The sequence below is a fragment of the Modicisalibacter ilicicola DSM 19980 genome (genome assembly GCF_900128925.1).
GTDB classification, from domain to species: domain Bacteria; phylum Pseudomonadota; class Gammaproteobacteria; order Pseudomonadales; family Halomonadaceae; genus Modicisalibacter; species Modicisalibacter ilicicola.
Map to the genome: position 1 here is coordinate 33,906 of NZ_FQUJ01000017.1, position 19,552 is coordinate 53,457.

Below are 19,552 nucleotides of genomic sequence, written 5' to 3' on the forward strand. Positions count from 1 at the left end.
ACCGCAACGGAGTATAGCTCAGCTTGGTAGAGCGCTGCCTTCGGGAGGCAGAGGTCGTAGGTTCGAATCCTGCTACTCCGACCAGAAAAGACATTGAAAACCGCCACTTACGGAAACATTCGGGTGGCGGTTTTTTGTTGTCCTGGATACTCGGCAGCAAGCGGTGTGGAATCGGACGCGGAGTGTCGGGTTCCGGCCGATCGATGCGCCTGATGCTGCACACCTCAGCCAGGCATGACCCAGCGTGTCAGCATGACCCCTGCCCAGGCGGATACTGCCGTCAACGCCGCGCCCCAGGCCACGTCCGTGGCGACCATCTGCCAATGCCAGCCCTTGAGCACCGAGAATGCCGTGAACTCGAAGGTGCCATAGGCAAGCGCGCCGAGGATTGCGCCATTGAACAGCGCCATCGCCGGGGCATTGTCCCGCAGCGCCGGCACCGAGACGAAGTAGAGCAGCCCCGCCACATAAATCAGATAGAACACGCCCGCCGCCACGAACTGAACGTCCTCGCGCAGCATATTCGGTATATGGGTCTCGAAGAGCGGGCGCATGATCTTGCTCAACCCGAGCGCATCCAGTCCGAGAAAAACCACGGCGGTGATGACGTAAAGAACAAGGATCTGCATCGGGGCCGGCCTCGATTATCGATGTCGGCACAGGATGCTGCAATGCGCTCAACGGCGCAATGCCGGACCGGGCCGTGGCGTCGTGAAACGACGATAGCCAACGCAAGGCGATGCCGTTAACACCGCTTACACCAGATCCCGCGGAATCTCCTCGTCCCAGGTCTTGGCGAATATACGTGCCTCCCCCTCGTAGGCATCGAGCGTGGCACGCAGGCGAAAGCTCTCAGCATTCGAGGTCATCAGCGTACGGGTCACGGTATGCACCTGCCAGTCGCCACGTCGGAAGGTACGCTTCCACTCGGTCCACCCGCTCAGGCTGTCGTAGTTGCCATAGGCATAGCTGTAGCGCTCGGTCACCCTGACCGCGATGGTGAGATCGATGTCGTCGAGACGGTAGCTGCCTTCATCATTGATCACCTCGAGGGTCGTCCTGTCGTTGGCCAGGTCACGAATCACGCGCCACTCCTCCTGGCTGGGCTGGATCAGGGTGCGCGCAAGCGCCGGCGCGCCCTCCGGCTCACCGAAGTCGGGCAGTGCCGCTTCTTCCTCGGGCTGGGGCGTGCGACAAGGGAGCAAAAGACGGCTAGCGGCGGGATGAATGGTCAGCTTGACCGGTTCCGGCGCCGGCCAGGCCAAGGGCCAGTAACTGGTGGACAGCGACAGGCGAATGGCATGGCCGGCGGCGAACTGCTGGGCGATGTGCTTGAGCTTGACGCGCACACGATACCGCTTGCCAGGCTCCAATGCCCCGGGAAACTCGTCACTGTCGCGATGGGTCAGGTTGAGCAGCCCGTAGGAAACCCGCGTGGCCTTGTCGTCTTCGGCGATATCGGAAAGACGCAGGGCAACCATCGCCACCGGTTGGTCGGCCTCGATATCGAGCTCGACCTCGGGCTGCCCGCAGATCTCGATCGCCTCTTCCAGCCGCGCCGTCTGGAAGATCAGCGAGCCACCGTCCTCGTCGCGTTGATCATGGGGCAGGTCCGGCGGCGCGTTGTAGGAGCACCACTTGCCGGCGTACAGCCCGACGGAAAGCGGCGAGCGAATCGTCAACGGCACGTCGTCGGCGGGCTGCATGGCCGGTGCCTCGGCGGCTTCGGGCAACAGGTCGTGACCGCTGGTCAGGCGAAAGGCCTGGGCCGTGATGCGCTGCGAGGGCCAGCTCGGCTCGCTGACCCAGCGCCCCGGACGGCTGTCGTAACGCGCCGAGGGCGGTACACTGTCCTGCATCCAGACCCGCAGCATCGGCTCGTCCATGATGCCGGTCTCCTTTCCCTTCAGCCACTGGTCCCACCAGCGCAGCGATTCCTGCAGGAAGCCGATCGCCGGCCCCGGCACCCCGAGGTGCGGGTACTTGTGCGCCCAGGGACCGACCAGCCCCTTGCGCGGTACCTCGAGCCCGTCCAGCAGTCGGAACACGGCGTTGCAGTAGCCGTCCGCCCAGCCGCTGATGGCGTACACCGGGCACTGGATGCGCGAGAAGTCCTCGCACACCGAGCCGTGCTTCCAGTAGGCGTCACGCCGCTGATGCTCGAGCCAGGTGGCCAGCCACAGGCCGCTGCCGTCGAGGCGCTCGAGCCACATCTCGCGCCAGCGCTCGCCGACCAGCGCCGGATCGGGCGGGCAGGCATTGCCATCGAACATGGTCGAGGCCCAGGAAAGATTGTCCCCCAGCAGGCACCCCCCCATGTGGTGGATGTCATCGGCGTAGCGATCGTCCGTGGAGCATAGCGTGATCACCGCCTTCAGTTCCGGCGGTTGCAGGGCGGCGATCTGCAGGCCGTTGAAGCCGCCCCAGGAGATGCCCACCATGCCGACGTCGCCGGTGCACCAGGGCTGCTCGCCCAGCCAACGCAGGATCTCGACGCCGTCATCCAGCTCCTGCTGCAGGTATTCGTCGGTCAGCACCCCATCCGACTCGCCGCTGCCGCGAATGTCCACCCGCACCCCGGCGTAGCCGTGTCCCGCCCAATAGGGGTGCGTCTGGGCATCGCGCAGCGCGGTCAGGTCGCGCTTGCGATAGGGCAGGTATTCGAGAATGGCCGGCACCGGGTCACGCTCCGCGTCTGCCGGCCGCCAGATGCGTGCCGCAAGTCGGCAACCGTCGGCCAGGGTGATCCAGGTTTCCTCTTCGATCACCTGGCGCGGAAATTCACTGACGATACGCATAGGCCGGCCTTTCCTCTCAGACTTGGCAAACAGTAGTCACACACCATCGCGCCAGAGGCGCCTAGCCGATGACGTCCTCGAACTCGAAGGCCAATCGATCGGCGAGACGCCGGTAGTTCTCTTCCAGTGCCTCGTCGCTGTCCGCCCCCATCCAGACGTACGCCAGGGCGAAACTGTAGCTGTCCTGCTCCGGGAGCGACGAGAGCCGGATGCCGGCTTCGACCTGCAGGGCGATCACGGTGCCGGGGAATTCCTGCTGCAGGGCCTCGACCTCCTCGTCACTGGGCACCCGGCTGACCACGGCATCGACGAAGAACACCCGGTAGAAGAACTTGCCGGCTACCGCGAACTCGCCGTGCCGCCGCGGCATGTCCGGCAACAGGCCCAGCGCCAGGTCGACGGTGACCTGCTGGTTGCTGACCCCGTCGACCTTCTCGAACAGGTCGCAGTGCGACTGCGAGATGCGCGTATTGATCTCCAGCAGCCAGATGCGGTTCTGCACCTCGTCCCAGAAATACTCGACGTTGAAGGCCGCATCGTCGTAACCGATATGGCTCATGATGGTGCTGGTCAACTCGCGCATCTTGTTCTGGATGTGCTTCGGCAGCCGCGAGGGGTAACGGTAGTAGAAGAAGCTCAGCACCTGCGGGTAACGGATCGAGTCGACGATGCCGTAGGACACCACCTCCCCCTGATAGACGTACCCCTCGACGGTGCACTGCCAGCCGCCGATGATCTCCTCGGCCATGCAGTAGCCACCATCCACATCGCGTACCGTCGCGGGGAGATTGGCCTGATCGAGAACGTAGTTGAACGGTTCGGAGATCAGGCCGATCTCGTCGCGCAGCCGGGCAGTCGCGGCGACGAAGTCCTCGGGACTGTCGATGCGAAAGCCCAGCCGCGACCCGGAGGACTTGATCGGCTTGACGAAGAACGGGAAATAGAGACCCGCCGCGCCGATGCGGCTCAGGGCATCGTCGTCGAAGGGGTTGAAGGCGGTGAAGCGTGGAATGTAGTTGCCGATCACCTCGCGCTGCATCAGGCGGCTCCAGTACTTGTGCTCGCACTTGAGCAGGCTCTCGAGACTGGTCGTGCGCAGGCCGAAGCGGTTGCACAGGATCGGCAACATGGTCGAGACGGGAAAGTCCATGTACCCGACGATGGCATCGATGGGCTTGCCGAAGTCGTGCAATTGGGTCTCCGCCCGATTGAGCATGTCCTCGATGGGAAAGTACTCCGTGTCGTAGACTTCCTCTGGCTCGATGACGCCATGAAAACGATAGTTCTCTGCCCCTCTCAGGCTTTCGAGGCGTTCGCGATTGAACGCATTGAGACCGACGACGAAGATGTTGCGATGCCCCATGACTCCCTCCCTGGCGCCTTCCTTGCTACTGCAAGCCCGCGCCTCAACGGCAAGGCACGCTGACGGCAACGAGCGTACCCCACCCAATGAACCCGCTTCGGGTTCCCGACACATGAAGCATAGTCGCTTCCCTCCATGATGCGGCATGCAACGGCGTGCATGCGGCGATAGCCAGAAGCGATCAGGGCGGTGGGAAAGATTTAGCAGCGCTCGGCAGGCGGCGGAGGCATTCTATTGGCAACAACTACAACGCGGGAGGCCCTCATGCAACGCCTGTCTCTCGACAAGGCCGTCATTCGCGTGCGAGACATCGCCCGCATGTGCCGCTTCTGCGACGAGGTGCTGGGGCTGCCCCTGCTGCTCGGCACTCCCGCCTCGGCCATCTTCGAACTGGGTACCGATGCCCGGGGGCATACACAGGTCGTCATGCTGATCGCCAGCGACCTCCCGGAGGCCCCACGCCATCTGATGCTGGAAGCCAGTGCGATGGAATTTGCGGGGACATGCCCCAAGCTATGCCGGCATGGCGCTCGTCTCTTCGACGACAGGACGCGCAGTGCGCCGGATTGCGGCTGGCGGATCCTGAGCTGCACGATACCCGAAGGGCACCGGCTGCAGGTGGTCAGCATCGACCCCGGCCGCTGCCTGAGGCCCTGTTCATGAGCGGCTGCCACCGGGCATGCGCCGCGGCTCGATCACTCGTCCCCCGCCGAGTCGTGGGCCCGCGCGTCTGCTCTCTTGCGCCGGCGGTTGCGCCGGTAGAGACGCACCACGGCAATCCCCAGGGCCGCCGCCAGCATCGCCGCCAGGGTCATGCCCTGCCAGGGCCGTGCCGCATCGCCGAGCCAGGTTTCCAATGCGATGATCAGGATGAACCCCGTGGCCTGGCTGGCGATCGCCAGGACGCGCAGAGAGTCGGTGGATCGAGCCATGGGTGAAACTCCGCCTCGGGCAAGGATGACAGGATAGGGTCGGGACAGTAGGCTGCAGCATTGTGCCCGGTGGCGACCATCGCGAGCAATCTCAGCCCCTTTCCCACTTTACGCTGGACACCGCAGCCCGATACGACCTCATGTTACCCTTTTGCCACATCATTCATCGGGGGGACATGGTCAATGGCAGTACGCGGTTCGCAACGACGTCCCTACCAGGTAGCAGAGATCATCAAGGGCTGGATCGTCGATCGCCAGCTGAAACCGGGTGACAGATTGCCCAGCGAAATAGAGTTGATGGAGCGCCTGAAGGTTTCCAAGGGAACGGTGCGAGAAAGCACTCGGGTATTGGAAGCCCAGGGTCTGGTGGAGACGCGCACCGGACCGGGGGGTGGCGCCTTCGTGCGTGAGATGAGCGAGGCCAAAGCCATCTCATTGTTGAGTCATTACCTCTACTTCAAGGACATCTCGATCCGCGACATCTACCAGATCCGCATCGCCCTGGAGCCGGAACTGGCCGCCTCCCTGGCCGGCCGGGTCAGCGCCGAGGACCTTGCCCGGCTGCGCGAGAGCCTCGCCAGCTACGCCGAACGCGCGCCGACCCTGGAAGCTGAACGTCAGCAGCATATCGACTCACTGAATTTTCACGAGATGCTCGCCGAGTTGCCCGGCGGCAACCCGCTACTGGCCTTCATCATTCGCTTTACCGCTCAAGTGCTCTCCGATCTGACGATTTACCGTCGACTCTACGAGCCTGGCGATCACCATATCGGGCCGGCGGGCTGTCAATATCACGCCGAAGTCCTGGATGCCATCGAGGCCGGCGATGCCGAACGTGCCCGTGCGCTGATGCACGAGCACATGATCGCGGCCCAGGCGGTGATGAACGACAATGAAGCCCAAGTCCGAAGAGGCTTTCTCTCCGAAACATGAAAACCTGTTCACCCTGCTCCACTACCTACCCTGGGCACTTACCCAACTCGGCCAGGAAGCGCATCAGCACTCGGGTGGCAGCCTCGGCATCACTGGCCGAAATGGCCTCGTCGGGGTGGTGACTAAGACCATCCGTGCAGCGCACGAACAGCATGCCGATATCGGTCAGATCACACATGGCCAGGCCGTCATGGCCGGCACCACTGAATAGCCGTTCGGCCGGCTCCTCGCAAGCGCGACAGGCATCCTCCAGGGCGTCGACCAACCAGTCGGCGCAATCCACCGCCTCGGCCTCGTAGGTGAGCTCGATGTCGAGCTCGAGCCCCCGCGCCGCGGCCAGCCGTCGACAGGCGGCAAGAATCCCATCGCGGCCATGACGTCGCACCTCGGCATCGGGCGAGCGCAGTTCCAGGGTAAACTCCACTGCTGCGGGGATCACGTTGACCGCGTTGGGCCGCACCTCGAGCTTGCCTACCACGCCGACGAAGTCATCGGTGGCATTCAGTACCCGATCCACCTCGACGATCATTTCGGCGGCACCCACCAGGGCATCACGTCGGCCCGGCATCGGCGTGGTGCCGGCGTGACCGGCCTTGCCGGTGACGATCAGACGATGGCGCTCGATACCGGTAAGGGCCGTCACCACCCCCACGGCATGATCACGCTGTTCCAGCACCGGCCCCTGCTCGATATGCACCTCGACGAAACCGAGTATCGAATCCGGATCTCGGGCCAATCCGGGAATGGCCTCGGGATCACCGCCGAAGGCCTCGAGCGCCTGGCCCAGGCTAACACTCTCGGCATCACGGGCCTCGAGGCTCGCGGGATCGAAAGTGCCGGCGAGCGCCCGGCTGCCGATCAGGGTGGACTGGAATCGCGTGCCCTCCTCGTCGCCGAAGGCCACCACCTCGATGCCGTAGGGTAGCTCTACTCCCTCTTCTTTCAGCGCCTGAAGGGCCATCAGCGGCAGTGCCACCCCGAGCATGCCGTCGTACTTGCCACCCTCTACCACGGTGTCCTGGTGGGAGCCCATTATCAGGGTCTTCTCACCGGCTCGCGCGCGCTCGTTTCGCCCCACCAGGGTGCCGGAGGCATCCAGTTCCGCCGTGAGGCCAGCCTTGGACATCCACTCCTTGATGACCTCGAGCACGGCGCGATGCTCATCGGAACAGAACAGTCGTGTGACCCCTGGGCCCGGCTCGGAGTGGCGAGCGGCCTCATCGAGGCGCTGGAGTAGCGTCTGGCCCAGGGTGAGTATAGGAGTTGTCATGGAACCTCCAGATAGTTGGAGAAGATGCACTCAACGCCGCGGCAGAGAGGCTAGAAAATCGGCAAACGCGGGAGCGCGCACCTTGTCGGCCAATGTGCGTAGCTGACCGATCAAATCGTGCTCGGCCCAGTCGACACGCAGATCCAGCGGGGCGGCCTGGAAGGACTCGATACGCAGCGCCACCGAGTAGGTACCACGCACGTCACCACCGGCTACCAGCGCCGCCTCCAGGGCATCGATCAGCACTTCGAGCAGTCGAGCCTCGTAGCCATCGCGGTAGGCGGGAAACGCGCCCTTGGTCATCACGTCACCAGCATTATCGCAAGTGGCCGTCAAAAAGGACCTAAGCAGCGCCTCGGCCACCGAGACGTCGAAGAGCAGGTTACCGGCCACCGCCACCGTGGGCCGCAGCACCTCGGCGACTCGGGGCAGATTGTCCTGTCCCGAATGTACTGCTGCCGTGCCTTGTGCAGCCATCACCAGGCACTGGCGACGGCTTGCCCCCGGATCGGCATCGACCACCGCGCGCAGGGCTGCTTCGGCCTCGAGACCTGCTTCCAGCCGTCGTCGCACGCCATCGGGATACCAGGGGTTGGTCGAAAGGCCCTGAGTGACGCAGGCCCCCAGCCCTCGCCAGCAATGGGGAACATAGCCTCCTACCGCGACCCCGCCTGTGGCGGTCAAGGTGGCGACGGTGCCGCTTGCAGGATTGACGTGAACCAGTGACAGGGTCATGGATGACGTCGCCTCAGTAGCCGGTCATATGGCCGATGATCAGGCCAATCCAGGACAAGCCATAGACCAGCACCATGAACGGCAGAATCGCCTTCAGCCACTTCTCGTAGGACACTCGGCCCAGCGCCAGCATGGCCAGCGTCCCCCCGGAGGTAGGCACGATCAGGTTGGTCAGGCCATCACCGACCTGGAAGGCGGTGATCATCAGTTGACGACTCATTCCCACCAGATCGGCCACCGGTATCAGGATCGGCATGGTGACCAGCGCCTGGCCCGACCCCGAAGGTACGAACAGGTTGATCACCCCCTGTACCACGCTGGCCATGATCGCCGAAAAGGCCAGAGGAATATCCTGGATCATGCCACTCAGCGCGTAGACGATGGTGTCGATGATCCGGGCCTCCTGGAGAATGACCTGGATCGAGGCGGCCAGCCCGATCACCAGGGCGCCGGCGGTGACCTTGGAGGCACCCTCCATCATCTGCTTGACGATCTCATTGGCCGACAGGCGGTTGACGATGCCGATCAGGATCGCGATCAGCAGGAACATGCCGGCGATTTCGTTGATGTACCAGCCCCGGGTGAAGACCCCGACCAGCATGGCCACCAGGCCACCGACGAAAACCGCCAGGGTCAGCTTGTCACGTTTCTCGAGGTGGTATTCGTTCAGCTCCTTGCTCATCGCCTTGGTGTCATCGGGCTCCTGAAAGTCCATCTTCACCACCCATCTGCAGATGTAGAAGGACAGCAGCCCCAAGGAAGACAGCACCAGCAGGGTGCGCAACCAGGCGCCGGAGAAGGTGGGCAGCTCGGCGATGCCCTGGGCCACCCCCACGGTATAGGGGTTGATCGGCGACAAGGCAAAACCGATTCCAATCCCTCCCACCGCCATGGTGGTGCCCACCAGACTGGAGCAACCGATGGCGCTGGCGATCAGCACGGCGATCGGTACCAGGGCGATATTGTTCTCGAACCCCACGGCGACGCCGAAGAAGCCATAGATGAAGGTACCGGCGGTGATGATCACATTGCGGCGCTCGACGCCGACCCGGTTCACCGCCACGCCGATGGCGTTCTCCAACGCCCCGCTCTTCTGCAGGATGTGGAACAACCCGCCGGCGATGAACACGATGAACAGATACAGCGATGCCTCATTCAGCCCCTTGGGCACGGCCACGAAGATATCGAAGGGGGGGATCGCCGCCACGTCGGTCAGATACTGGAAGGAGCCCGGCACGACTCGAGTGCGCCCGTCTTGCATCACCCGCTCGAACTCGCCGGCCGGCACCACGAAGGTCAGGGCATAGGTCGCCAATAGAATCAGGAAGATCAGCACCATCGGGTCGGGCACCGTCTGATACCACTTCTTGCCCTTGCGCTCGGCAAGCGTCTGCTCTCGAATGCTCATGTCGTTGTCCTTGTTGGCTAGGATCGAGCAGTTCCGGGAGGCTAGGGTCGCACCTCATGCTCCACCTCCCGCCCTGGCCCCAGGCGAGAGACGCTGACGTCAAACGGCGAGGCCTGGATGCTGGTGTCAAGCATCAGGGCCAATTTATCATGATAAATTGACCGGTCAAGGAAAGTCAGGGCCGGCGGCAGCCAGCGGGCGACGATGCTGACGCTTGCCAGGGTGACAGGAGAGGACCGGGACAGTAGGCTGCAGCATGTAGCCCGGTGGCGGCCCCGTCGGGCAGCCACCGCCCCCTCAGCTGCTCTCTGCGGATGCCCCTGTACGCCATGAATGCCATCGCCCTCGGCCCCTTGTTGATCGCCCTGCCCCGTCTGTACGCCTTCATCGCGGCGCTGGTTCTGCTGCTGCTCAGCCTGGCGGTGTTGCGTCTGGACAAGGCCCAGCGTGCGGGATGGTTCAATGGCCTGATGCTGGCCTGGCTGCTCGGTGCCCGCCTGGGCTACGTGATGATGCATGCCGACAGCTATCTCGCCGCGCCACTGGACATCCTCAAGCTGTGGCAACCTGGTTACAGCCCCGTCTGGGGGCTGCTCGCCGCCGCGGTCTGGAGTTCCTGGAAACTGCGCGATCACCTGACCACGTTGATCAAGGCCAAGGTGCTGCTGGCCGCCAGCGTCGCGCTCTGGCTGGGCCTGGTGGCCTGGAACCCCCTGGGTCACGATACCGGCCTGGACGAACTGCCCGATCTGGTCCTTGAAGATCTCGAGGGCAATGAAGTCAATCTGCACGACATGCAGGGCGAGCCCCTGGTACTCAATCTCTGGGCGACCTGGTGCCCCCCCTGCCGGCGCGAGATGCCGCTGCTGGCCGAGGCGGACGACCGGGAAGGGGTTCGCGTGGTGGTGGTCAATCAGGGGGAGACCCTGCTCGCCGCGACTCGCTACCTGGACAGCCAGGGGCTGGATTTCGATCAGGCGCTGCTCGATCCCGAGCAGCGCCTGATGGTCATGGTCGAGTCGCCGGGACTGCCCACTTCGCTGCTGTTCGACGCCCAGGGCAGGCTCGTCGAGCGCCATGTGGGGGAACTGACCCGCGCCCAGCTCGATGCCTGGCTGGAACGCTGACAGCCGGACCTTAAGCCAACCCCCGCTTTGCGTTAGACTACCGCGCCCCAGCGGCCCCCGACGTGACAGTGGGCCGGCAAAGGCATCGTTTCCAGCAGTCGAGGCAGCATGAGCGTTTTTACACCGGGTCAACGTTGGATCAGTGACGGCGAAGCCGAGCTGGGTCTAGGCACCATATTGAATTGCGATCAGCGCAGCGTGACCGTGCTGTTCGCGGCCAGCCAGGAGACACGCACCTACAGCGTGCGCCAGGCGCCGTTGACCCGGGTGGCCTTCGGCAGTGGTGATCGCATCGCCGCTGCCGAAGGCTGGCATCTGATCGTCGACGACATCGAAGAGGTCGACGGCCTGCTCGTCTACCGCGGCGAAACCGATACTGGCGAACCCGCCGAGCTTCCCGAGGCACGCATCGCCGACGGCATGCAGTTCAACCAGGCTCGCGACCGGCTGCTCACCGGCCAGATCGATCGCAACGACTGGTTCGACCTGCGCTTTCGTACCCTTCACCACCACCATCGCACCGAGCAGAACCCGGCCCTGGGCCTGGCCGGTCCCAAGATCGACCTGATCCCTCATCAGCTGTACATCGCCGACGAGGTATCACGGCGGCATGCGCCACGGGTGCTGCTGGCCGACGAGGTGGGGCTGGGCAAGACCATCGAGGCCGGCCTGGTCCTGCATCGCCTGCTGCTCAGCGGCCGCGCCGAACGGGCGCTGATACTCGTGCCCGACAACCTGACCCACCAGTGGCTGGTCGAACTGCTGCGACGCTTTGCCCTCGAGGTGACGCTGCTCGACGAGCAGCAGAGCCAGGCCCACGGCGAGGCCAATCCCTTCGAGTCGGGGCAGCTGATCCTGGCCAGCCAGCAATGGCTGTTCGCCAACCCGCATCGCCAGGCCCAGGCCACCGCCTGCGACTGGGATCTGTTGATCGTCGACGAAGCCCATCATCTCGACTGGACTCCCTCGGCCAGTGGTCCCGGCTACGCCTGCGTCGAGCGGCTCGCCGGCCGGATCCCGGGGCTGCTCCTGGTCACCGCCACGCCGGAACAGATGGGCCTCGAGAGTCACTTCGCCCGGCTGCGACTGCTCGACCCGGACCGCTATCATGACCTGTCACGCTTTCGCCTCGAGGAAGCCGGCTACGTGCAAGTCGCCGCCGCCATCGACGCCCTGGACAGGCTGCCCGATGACAACGAGGCGACCGACATCGTGGCCGCCGAGATCGACGATGCCGACAGCCAGGCGCTGCTCGCCACCCTGAGCGACCCGGAGAGCGCCGACACCCAGCGCGACAAGGCGCGTCGCCAGCTGCGCGAGCACCTGCTTGACCGGCACGGTACCGGCCGGGTGATGTTCCGCAACAGCCGTCGTCACGTGGGCGGCTTCCCCGAGCGTCATCTGCACGCGACGCGGCTCGAGCTACCCTCGGCCTATCGACGCCTGCTGCATACCTTCCTCCATGGCGACGACGCCCTGGATGAACTGCTGGTCGACACCGGCCTCGACTATCCCGACGTGCTGCTCTATCTGGAGGCCACCTATCGCGCCCTCGGCGACGACCCTCGCCATGCCGAGCCCTGGTGGCAGATCGACCCGCGCGTCACCTGGCTGCTGGAGCTGCTGACCGGTGCCGGGCGCGACAAGCTGCTGGTCATCACTCACGACCGCGATACCGCTGTCGATCTGGCCGAGGCGCTGCGGGTGCTGGGTGGCGTGTTCGCGCCGGTGTTCCACGAAGGCATGAGCCTGGTCGAACGCGACCGAGCCGCCGCCGCCTTTGCCGACGAGGAGTATGGCAGCCAGCTCATGGTGTGTTCGGAGATCGGTTCCGAGGGGCGCAACTTCCAGTTCTGCAGGCACCTGGTGATGTTCGACCTGCCCCAGCATCCCGATCAGCTCGAACAACGCATCGGCCGCCTCGACCGCATCGGTCAGCATCATGCCATCGAGATCCATGTCCCGGTGTTCGCCGCCAGCCCCATGGAACAGCTGCTGCGCTGGTATCGCCAAGGCATGGATGCCTTCAGCGCGCCGCACGGGGTGGGCAGCAGCCTTTACGATGCCTTCGGCGACGCCCTGGCGGATGCCTTCCTCGATGCCGAGAGCCTCGATGAGATCATCGTCGAGACCCGGGCGCTGTTCGAGACGCGGCTCGCGGAGCGCGATGCCGGACGCAACCGCCTGCTCGAACTCAACGCCTGTCGCCCCGATCGCGCCGAGGCCGTGATCGCGGCGATTCGCGAACTCGACGATGATCCGGCGCTGAAGCGCTATCTCGATCAAGCCCTCGACATCTTCGGTGTGGACAGTCAGGACCTGGACGAGGGGCTGATGCACCTGCGGGCCGGGCCCCACATGCTCGACGGCCTGCCGGGCCTGGCAAAGGGCGAGGAGGGCTTCACCGCCACGTCGTCGAGGCAGCGGGCACTGGTCCGCGACGACGTCCAGCACCTCTCCTGGGAGCATCCCCTGGTGCGGGAGATGATGGGACGCATCCTCGACGGCGCCATGGGCAACACGGCCCTGGCCCTGCTCAATCACCCGTCGATCCCCGCCGGGCGACTGATGGTCGAACTGGTCTTTCGCACCTACTGCCCGGCACCCCGGCGCCTGCACGTCAATCGCTTCCTGCCCCCCACGGCGATCCGCGTGCTGCTCGACGAGTCCGGCGCCAACCTGTCGTCCAGGGTTTCCTTCACCGGGCTCGCCAAGAACCTGCGCAAGGTCAAGAAGGCCGTGGCCCGGGACCTGATCAAGTCGCGCCACGATCAGCTGCGGGAGTTGCTGACCCAGGGCGAGGGCGAAGCCGAGCGTGAATTGCCGACGATCATCGAGGTCGCCCAGCAGCGCATGCGAGCGGAACTCGACGACGAATTGACCCGGCTGAAGGCGTTGGCCCGGCACAACCCGGCGGTGCGCGACGATGAAGTGCAGGCCTTGCAGGACGAGCGCGCGGCGCTGGATGCCGCCATCGACGGCACGCGATTGCGCCTGGACGCGGTGCGGGTGATCGTGACCGTGGATGACAGCACGAAACGCTGAGGGTCAGCGGCCCAGGATGTCGGACAGGGCCTCGTCCAGGGTCGGGTAGTGGAACGTGAACCCCGCCTCTTCCAGACGCCTGGGCTGCATGGCGGCGCCGGTCAGCAGCAGACGCGACATCTCGCCCAGGGCGATCTTGAGTGCCGTGGCCGGCATCGGGATCATCGCCGGGCGATGCAGGTGACGGGCCAGGGTGTGCACGAATTCGTCGTTGGTCACCGGGTTCGGGGCCGAGCAGTTGAAGGGTCCGTTCAGCACTTCCTGGTCGAGCAGGAACTCGATGATGCGGACCATGTCCAGGCGATGGATCCAGGGCATGTACTGACGACCGTCGCCGATGCGTCCGCCCAGCCCCATCTTGAAGGGCGGCAGCATCTGCTTGAGGGCTCCCCCGTTCCTGTCGAGCACCAGCCCGGTACGCAGCAGCGCTACCCGCACCCCATAGGCCTCGGCCTCGCGAGCCGTGGCCTCCCACCCGGCGCACAGCCGATGGTTGAACTCGTCGTGGGGGGGCGTGTCCTCATCGACCGGCCGCTGCCCCTGGGCACCGTAATAGCCCATGGCCGACCCGGACACCAGCGCCCGAGGCGGTGTGTCGAGCTTGCCGCACAGTGTCACCAGATCACCGGTGATGGCCAGCCGCGATTCGACCAGCTTCTTCTTCTGGGCTTCGCTCCAGCGCTTGCCAGCGATCGACTCGCCGGCCAGATTGACCATGGCATCGACCCGGGTGCCGGTGAAATCGAGCACCTTGGCGCGAACGTCGCTACCCGCCGGCAGCAGGCGCTCGGTCTTGTCCGGCGAACGCGATACCACCAGCAGGGTGTGCCCCTGATCGTGCAGCCGCTGACAGAGCAGTTGGCCGATGAATCCGCTGCCGCCGGTGATCAGAATGCGCATCGACTCCCTCCTGAACGCATCACGAGTTATACAAATATTGTACCAAGCTGCTATCCTAATGAAGTCTAGTCGTTAATCCATCCTCCTGCCTACCGGTGAGGCGATGCATCCATGAAAACCCTTGACTGCGCCATCATCGGCGGTGGTATTGCCGGCCTGGCCTGCGGCAGAGCGCTCACGGCCGGCGGCCATGCCGTGGAGCTGTTCGAGAAAAGCCGAGGCCCAGGGGGGAGGCTGGCGAGCCGCCGCACGCCAGAGGCTGTCTTCGACATCGGCGCGCAATACCTCACCGCCCGCAACCCGGAATTCCAGGCCGAGGTGCGCCACTGGCACCAGGCCGGCATCGTCGATCGCTGGCCGGAATCCCTGTGGGTCTGCGACGCCGAAGGCTGGCAGCGCAAGCCGGACGACCCGCCGCGCTGGGTCGGCACCCCACGCATGAGCGCCGTGACCCGCCATCTTTCCCGAGGCTTGAAGCTTCACAGCCAGCGACGCATCGAGCGCCTGAGCGGCACGGCGCAGAACTGGTGGCTCCAGGATAGCCAGGACGTGCGTCATGGCCCGTTCACCCGGGTGGTGATCGCCCTGCCGCTGCCCCAGGCGGAACGCCTCCTGGCCCCTCAGGGTGGGCTCCTGGCTCGGGCCTGCCAGCGTGTCGGGATGCGTCCCTGCTGGACGGCCTATGCCCTTTTCGACAGGCCTCTGACACACCTGGCATCCCCTTCCCCGGACTGGCAGGCGGCCTTCATCAACCAGGGGCCGTTGCGCTTCGTGACGCGCAATCACAGCAAGCCGGGGCGTGGCGGCCAGGGCGAGAGCCTTTCGTTGTTGGCGAGCCCCGAGTGGAGCCAGGCGAACCTCGAGCAGGACCCTCAATGGGTCGCCACTCGCCTGCTGGAGGCCTTTGCCGAGCACTACCCGGCGAGACTCCCCGGGACACGCCTGGTGTCCGCCCACCGCTGGCGCTATGCCCAGCCCGAGGCCCGGAAAGAAGGCGATGAGACCCGGGAGTTTCTGATAGATTCCAGGGGGCTCGCCCTGTGCGGAGACGGCCTGAGCGAAGGCCGCGTCGAGGCGGCCTGGCTCTCCGGCCACCGCCTGGGCACCCATCTGAACCTGAATGACCTCGAGGAGACCCTCTCATGAGCGATCCGTTGATTCTGCTTGCCCACGGCTCCCGCGATCCCCGTTGGCGGGCCCCTTTCGACGCCTTGGCCGAGTCGCTTGCCGGCCGGCTCGATACGCCGCTGCGACTGGCCTACATGGAGCTCTGCGAGCCCTCGCTCGAGAGCGTCGCCGCCGAGCTTGCTGCCGCAGGCTATCGCCGGGCGGACGTATTGCCGCTGTTCTTCGCGGCGGGCCGCCATCTGCGCGAGGATGTTCCACGCCAGATCGAGGCCTTGTGCAGCCAGCACGAGACGCTGACCATCGAGCTCCTGGCGCCGGTGGGAGAGCATCCCGCCTTCATCGACGCCCTGGCCGGCATCATCGAGGGACGCGCGCAGCATGTGGAGCAGCAGTGAGGCCCTGCTACCTGCTAGTTGTACAAGGCTGTTGCCCTGTACAATATTTCCTCCCATGCTTGGAGGGGCAACCATGATGCAGATGAACAGCGACGCGCCCGGACAACAGCGGCGCCGAGCACTGACCCAACAGGGAGGCTCGAGTACGCATGAGTGACAAGGCGATAGACCCGGCTTGCGCGCCGCTCTATCCGATCCGCGAGGTGTCCCGCCTCACCGGCGTCAATTCGGTGACACTGCGGGCCTGGGAGCGGCGCTACGGGCTCATCCGCCCCCAGCGCACCCCCAAGGGACATCGACTCTATGCCCAGGAAGATATCGAGCGTATCGAACTGATTCTTCAATGGCTCAATCGAGGCGTTCCCGTCAGCCAGGTTCACGACCTGCTGGAGCAACCCGAGAGAATCGAGGTGCCGACGCCCGAGGCCGGGGACTGGCCTTGCCAGCGCGAGCAATTGGTCATGGCGGTCGAGGCGCTCGATCTGACACGCCTGGAGACGCTTTACAACCAGAGTCTGGCGCTCTATCCGGTGAACACCTGCCTGAACGAGTTGTGGCAACCGGCGGTGACGCAACTCGAGGAGCGCTGGAGCGATCAACTCGGTGCGGCATTGCAACGACGACTGCTCGAATCGTTTCTGCGCACCCGTATCGGCACCCGCCTCTATCACAGCAACCTGGCCTCTCGTGGCCCCCAGTTGATGATCGCCCCTCTCTCCGAGGAGAGTGGCGCATTGTGGCCGCTGCTGTTCGTCCTGGCCGCCGCGGATGCGGGCTATCGCAGCCTGCTGCTGGACGCCCCCCTGGCTCAGGGGGAGCTCGCCCTGGCAGTCAATCGCCTGCGTCTCTCGGGACTGGTGCTCGCCAGCGGCCAGGCCGAGCGAACCGAGCAGGTTCGGCGCCAGTTGCCGCGTCTCGCCGAACAGCTCTCGGTGCCGGTCTGTCTGGCTGGACCGGTGGCAAGGATCCGCGCCGGGGAGCTCGCCGACAGCGGCGTAGAACTGCTCAGCGACGATCTCGTGCAATCGGTCAGCCGGCTTCGCCCACTGCTCAACCAATAGCCATCCGCTAGAGGACGACCATGGAACGGCAACTCGTCTGGTTCCGCAGCGACCTGCGCACTCTCGACAACACCGCCCTGGCGGCGGCGGCCCGACGCGGCCCAGTCATCGGTGTGTTCCTGCGTAGCGTGGAGCAGTGGCAAGCCCACGATCACGGTGCCAACAAGATCGATTTCTGGCATCGCGGCGCACGTGCGCTGGGAGATGCGTTGAGTGGACTCAACATCCCCTTGCTCCACCGCGAGATCGATACCTTCGATGAGGCCCCCGAGGCCTTGCTGAAGATCGCCCGAGAGTACGACATAAGCGGCGGGCTGCATTTCAATCGGGAATACCCGCTCGACGAGTGGCGTCGCGACGAAGGAGTGATGGATTGCTTCAAGCGGGCCGGACTGCCGGTGAATGGCTACACCGATGCCGTCGCCTTCGCCCCGGGCGAACTACTGACCGGCCAGGGTGACTACTACAGCGTCTTCACCCCTTTCGCCAAGGCCTGGCAGCGGGAGGTGGATGCCGAGCGCCTGGCGTTGCGCGATACCCCTTCCGCCCAGACGCGTCTGCCCATCGACAACGACCGTATCCCCGCCTTGCCCGAAGCCGCGGGAAAACCCATCGACGCCAAGCGTTGGCCCGCCGGCCAGGACGCCGCCGCCGATCGACTCGAGCGCTTCCTCCGCTATCGGGCGCGCCATTACAAGAAGCAACGCGACTTCCCCGCCGTCCGTGGCACCAGCGAGCTCTCGCCCTATCTCTCCCTGGGCATGATCTCCCATCGTCAATGCCTGCAGGCGGTGATGAACGAGAACGGCGGCAGCCTGGCGGATGGCGATGCCGGCCTGACCAGCTGGGTCAACGAACTCATCTGGCGGGAGTTCTATCAGCACATCGCCTTCGGCTACCCGGACGTCTGTCGCCACAAGCCCTTCCAGCGGCATACCGAGAACCTGGCCTGGCGCGATGACGACGGCGCCTTTGCCGCCTGGTGCGAAGGGCGCACCGGCTACCCCCTGGTGGATGCCGCCATGCGCCAACTAGTGCAGTGCGGCTGGATGCACAACCGGCTCCGCATGGTCACCGCCATGTTCCTCAGCAAGCACCTGTTGCTCGACTGGCGACGCGGCGAGGCCTTCTTCATGCAGTACCTCGTCGATGGCGAGTTCGGCTCCAACAATGGTGGCTGGCAGTGGGCCGCCTCCACCGGCACGGACGCGGCCCCCTATTTCCGCATCTTCAATCCGACCACCCAGTCCCGCCGCTTCGACCCCTCCGGCGAGTTCATCGCCGCCTTCCTGCCCGAGCTGGCCAGCCTGCCCGAGAAGGCACGCCATGCCCCACCCAGGGACCTGCTCGACGAGATCGACTACCCGGCGCCCATTGTCGATCACAAGACAGCGCGCACCCGGGCACTCGATGCCTTCAAGTCCCTGAAAGACAACCACTGACCTCCTCGTCGCCCCGGGCGGACCTGCTATCTGCCCCCCGGGGAAGTCATATCCTTGCAGCAAGTTAGACAAATATTGTACAAAACATCCATTCAAGGTTTACACTAAGAGCGATTCGCTCATCGCGCCCTCGAACTGTCGCCTCGCGCGGGATCGCCGACAATCCAGGCGAGACGGCAGAAAGGAAACGCGCAAAGGGCGCCTGGCAAGGGAGACGCACGCCCATGGCATCACTGGCGGGAAAGCAACGCATCTGGTTGATCGGTGCCACCTCGGGCATCGGCCTGGCCCTCGCAAGGCGGCTGCTGGACGACGGTCATCGCGTCGCCCTGAGCGCCCGCCGGCGCGAGGCGCTCGAGGAACTGACTCATGGGCATGACCAGGCCCTGGCCGTGCCCCTCGACCTGACCGATCGTCAATCGGTACGCGAGGCCGGACAGCAGATCGACGACGCCTTCGCAGGCCTCGACCTGGTGATTCACAACGCCGGTACCTGCGAGTATCTCGATGCCCGACGGTTCGATGTCGATCTGATCGAACGCGTCTTCGCCACCAACTTCCAGGGTGCCCTCTACGCGATCGATGCGGCTCTGCCATTGCTGCGGCGCGCCAGAGACAGCGATGGCAGTCAACCGCTTTTCGCGGCGGTCTCGAGTGCCTCGGCGTACCTGCCCCTGCCCCGCGCCGAAGCCTACGGCGCCTCGAAGGCGGCCCTCAGCCACTTCCTCGAGTCGCTGCGCCTCGATCTGGCCGGCGAGAAGATCGACGTCAGCATCATCCACCCGGGCTTCGTCAAGACGCCATTGACGGATCGCAACGACTTTTCGATGCCGATGCGGGTGAGCACCGACTTCGCGGTGGAGGCCATTCTCAAGGGCCTGGAAAAGCGTGCGCTGGACATCCACTTTCCCCGGCGCTTCACCTACGGCGTCAAGCTGATGGGCATCCTGCCCCCGGGGCTGCGCCGGCGCATCGGCCTGGCCATGACACGTAAGCGCAATGACTAGACAACGAC

17 protein-coding genes and 1 tRNA gene are annotated in these 19,552 nt (G+C 64.9%); 10 read left to right on the plus strand and 8 right to left on the minus strand.

Annotated elements, in window-relative coordinates:
* Positions 1-7 precede the first annotated feature (7 nt).
* A tRNA-Pro gene (locus tag BUA41_RS16015) sits at positions 8-84 on the plus strand.
* Positions 85-224: 140 nt separating this feature from the next.
* Here the strand turns inward: BUA41_RS16015 and BUA41_RS16020 are convergent.
* From BUA41_RS16020 to BUA41_RS16030, 3 genes are all read right to left on the minus strand, one after another.
* Positions 225-629, minus strand: a complete 405-nt coding sequence (locus tag BUA41_RS16020) for a DUF2177 family protein (protein ID WP_072824694.1) — start codon at positions 627-629, stop codon at positions 225-227.
* Between the two features lie 126 nt (positions 630-755).
* Complete coding sequence (locus BUA41_RS16025) at positions 756-2,798, minus strand: CocE/NonD family hydrolase (protein WP_072824696.1); 2,043 nt, start codon at positions 2,796-2,798, stop codon at positions 756-758.
* Between the two features lie 61 nt (positions 2,799-2,859).
* Entirely contained in the window at positions 2,860-4,161 is a 1,302-nt protein-coding gene (locus BUA41_RS16030; RefSeq protein ID WP_072824698.1) for an ATP-grasp domain-containing protein, read from the minus strand.
* Between the two features lie 264 nt (positions 4,162-4,425).
* Between BUA41_RS16030 and BUA41_RS16035 the strand changes: the two genes are divergently transcribed.
* On the plus strand, positions 4,426-4,824 hold the full coding sequence (locus BUA41_RS16035; protein WP_072824700.1) for a VOC family protein: 399 nt from the start codon (positions 4,426-4,428) through the stop codon (positions 4,822-4,824).
* 32 nt (positions 4,825-4,856) lie between these two features.
* Here BUA41_RS16035 and BUA41_RS16040 read toward each other — a convergent pair whose 3' ends face one another.
* The gene (locus BUA41_RS16040) at positions 4,857-5,093 is read right to left on the minus strand and encodes a hypothetical protein (protein ID WP_072824702.1); all 237 of its coding nucleotides are present in this window, start codon (positions 5,091-5,093) and stop codon (positions 4,857-4,859) included.
* A 183-nt stretch (positions 5,094-5,276) separates the two neighbouring features.
* On the opposite strand from BUA41_RS16040, the gene BUA41_RS16045 reads away from it, so the two are divergent.
* Complete coding sequence (locus BUA41_RS16045) at positions 5,277-6,026, plus strand: FadR/GntR family transcriptional regulator (protein ID WP_072824704.1); 750 nt, start codon at positions 5,277-5,279, stop codon at positions 6,024-6,026.
* 25 nt (positions 6,027-6,051) lie between these two features.
* On the opposite strand, the gene BUA41_RS16050 is transcribed toward BUA41_RS16045, so the two are convergent.
* From BUA41_RS16050 to BUA41_RS16060, 3 genes are read right to left on the minus strand one after another with little or no spacing between them, the layout of a single operon-like run.
* The gene (locus BUA41_RS16050) at positions 6,052-7,296 is read right to left on the minus strand and encodes an allantoate amidohydrolase (RefSeq protein WP_072824706.1); all 1,245 of its coding nucleotides are present in this window, start codon (positions 7,294-7,296) and stop codon (positions 6,052-6,054) included.
* Between the two features lie 30 nt (positions 7,297-7,326).
* The gene (locus BUA41_RS16055; RefSeq protein ID WP_072824708.1) at positions 7,327-8,031 is read right to left on the minus strand and encodes a DUF1028 domain-containing protein; all 705 of its coding nucleotides are present in this window, start codon (positions 8,029-8,031) and stop codon (positions 7,327-7,329) included.
* Between the two features lie 13 nt (positions 8,032-8,044).
* Positions 8,045-9,439, minus strand: coding sequence for a YfcC family protein (locus BUA41_RS16060; RefSeq protein ID WP_072824710.1), 1,395 nt, complete (start codon positions 9,437-9,439; stop codon positions 8,045-8,047).
* Between the two features lie 329 nt (positions 9,440-9,768).
* On the opposite strand from BUA41_RS16060, the gene BUA41_RS16065 reads away from it, so the two are divergent.
* Together BUA41_RS16065 and rapA are read left to right on the plus strand one after the other, a co-directional pair.
* Positions 9,769-10,566, plus strand: coding sequence for a TlpA disulfide reductase family protein (locus BUA41_RS16065; protein WP_072824756.1), 798 nt, complete (start codon positions 9,769-9,771; stop codon positions 10,564-10,566).
* A 108-nt stretch (positions 10,567-10,674) separates the two neighbouring features.
* On the plus strand, positions 10,675-13,611 hold the full coding sequence (gene rapA / locus BUA41_RS16070) for an RNA polymerase-associated protein RapA (protein WP_072824712.1): 2,937 nt from the start codon (positions 10,675-10,677) through the stop codon (positions 13,609-13,611).
* Between the two features lie 3 nt (positions 13,612-13,614).
* On the opposite strand, the gene BUA41_RS16075 is transcribed toward rapA, so the two are convergent.
* On the minus strand, positions 13,615-14,511 hold the full coding sequence (locus BUA41_RS16075; protein WP_072824714.1) for a TIGR01777 family oxidoreductase: 897 nt from the start codon (positions 14,509-14,511) through the stop codon (positions 13,615-13,617).
* A gap of 111 nt (positions 14,512-14,622) precedes the next feature.
* On the opposite strand from BUA41_RS16075, the gene BUA41_RS16080 reads away from it, so the two are divergent.
* The 5 genes from BUA41_RS16080 to BUA41_RS16100 all read left to right on the plus strand — a co-directional run bounded on the left by BUA41_RS16080 (position 14,623) and on the right by BUA41_RS16100 (position 19,544).
* Positions 14,623-15,657: an NAD(P)/FAD-dependent oxidoreductase gene (locus tag BUA41_RS16080; protein ID WP_072824716.1), complete on the plus strand. Its 1,035-nt coding sequence runs from the start codon at positions 14,623-14,625 to the stop codon at positions 15,655-15,657.
* Positions 15,654-16,034 (plus strand): sirohydrochlorin chelatase, encoded by a 381-nt coding sequence (locus tag BUA41_RS16085; protein ID WP_072824718.1) that lies wholly within the window; start codon positions 15,654-15,656, stop codon positions 16,032-16,034. Before BUA41_RS16080 ends, BUA41_RS16085 begins: the two co-directional genes overlap by 4 nt.
* Positions 16,035-16,183: 149 nt before the next feature.
* Complete coding sequence (locus BUA41_RS16090) at positions 16,184-17,095, plus strand: MerR family transcriptional regulator (protein WP_072824720.1); 912 nt, start codon at positions 16,184-16,186, stop codon at positions 17,093-17,095.
* Between the two features lie 20 nt (positions 17,096-17,115).
* Complete coding sequence (gene phrB / locus BUA41_RS16095) at positions 17,116-18,537, plus strand: deoxyribodipyrimidine photo-lyase (RefSeq protein WP_072824722.1); 1,422 nt, start codon at positions 17,116-17,118, stop codon at positions 18,535-18,537.
* 224 nt (positions 18,538-18,761) lie between these two features.
* Entirely contained in the window at positions 18,762-19,544 is a 783-nt protein-coding gene (locus BUA41_RS16100) for an SDR family NAD(P)-dependent oxidoreductase (protein ID WP_072824724.1), read from the plus strand.
* Positions 19,545-19,552 lie beyond the last annotated feature (8 nt).

Excerpts from the sequence above, each read along its gene's own strand:
- BUA41_RS16035 (WP_072824700.1), top strand. The coding sequence starts at position 4,426 with ATGCAACGCCTGTCTCTCGACAAGGCCGTCATTCGCGTGCGAGACATC.
- BUA41_RS16100 (WP_072824724.1), top strand. The coding sequence starts at position 18,762 with ATGGCATCACTGGCGGGAAAGCAACGCATCTGGTTGATCGGTGCCACC.
- phrB (WP_072824722.1), top strand. The coding sequence starts at position 17,116 with ATGGAACGGCAACTCGTCTGGTTCCGCAGCGACCTGCGCACTCTCGAC.
- BUA41_RS16065 (WP_072824756.1), top strand. The coding sequence starts at position 9,769 with ATGAATGCCATCGCCCTCGGCCCCTTGTTGATCGCCCTGCCCCGTCTG.
- rapA (WP_072824712.1), top strand. The coding sequence starts at position 10,675 with ATGAGCGTTTTTACACCGGGTCAACGTTGGATCAGTGACGGCGAAGCC.
- BUA41_RS16025 (WP_072824696.1), bottom strand. The coding sequence starts at position 2,798 with ATGCGTATCGTCAGTGAATTTCCGCGCCAGGTGATCGAAGAGGAAACC.
- BUA41_RS16090 (WP_072824720.1), top strand. The coding sequence starts at position 16,184 with ATGAGTGACAAGGCGATAGACCCGGCTTGCGCGCCGCTCTATCCGATC.
- BUA41_RS16055 (WP_072824708.1), bottom strand. The coding sequence starts at position 8,031 with ATGACCCTGTCACTGGTTCACGTCAATCCTGCAAGCGGCACCGTCGCC.
- BUA41_RS16050 (WP_072824706.1), bottom strand. The coding sequence starts at position 7,296 with ATGACAACTCCTATACTCACCCTGGGCCAGACGCTACTCCAGCGCCTC.
- BUA41_RS16040 (WP_072824702.1), bottom strand. The coding sequence starts at position 5,093 with ATGGCTCGATCCACCGACTCTCTGCGCGTCCTGGCGATCGCCAGCCAG.
- BUA41_RS16085 (WP_072824718.1), top strand. The coding sequence starts at position 15,654 with ATGAGCGATCCGTTGATTCTGCTTGCCCACGGCTCCCGCGATCCCCGT.
- BUA41_RS16080 (WP_072824716.1), top strand. The coding sequence starts at position 14,623 with ATGAAAACCCTTGACTGCGCCATCATCGGCGGTGGTATTGCCGGCCTG.
- BUA41_RS16045 (WP_072824704.1), top strand. The coding sequence starts at position 5,277 with ATGGCAGTACGCGGTTCGCAACGACGTCCCTACCAGGTAGCAGAGATC.
- BUA41_RS16030 (WP_072824698.1), bottom strand. The coding sequence starts at position 4,161 with ATGGGGCATCGCAACATCTTCGTCGTCGGTCTCAATGCGTTCAATCGC.
- BUA41_RS16020 (WP_072824694.1), bottom strand. The coding sequence starts at position 629 with ATGCAGATCCTTGTTCTTTACGTCATCACCGCCGTGGTTTTTCTCGGA.
- BUA41_RS16075 (WP_072824714.1), bottom strand. The coding sequence starts at position 14,511 with ATGCGCATTCTGATCACCGGCGGCAGCGGATTCATCGGCCAACTGCTC.
- BUA41_RS16060 (WP_072824710.1), bottom strand. The coding sequence starts at position 9,439 with ATGAGCATTCGAGAGCAGACGCTTGCCGAGCGCAAGGGCAAGAAGTGG.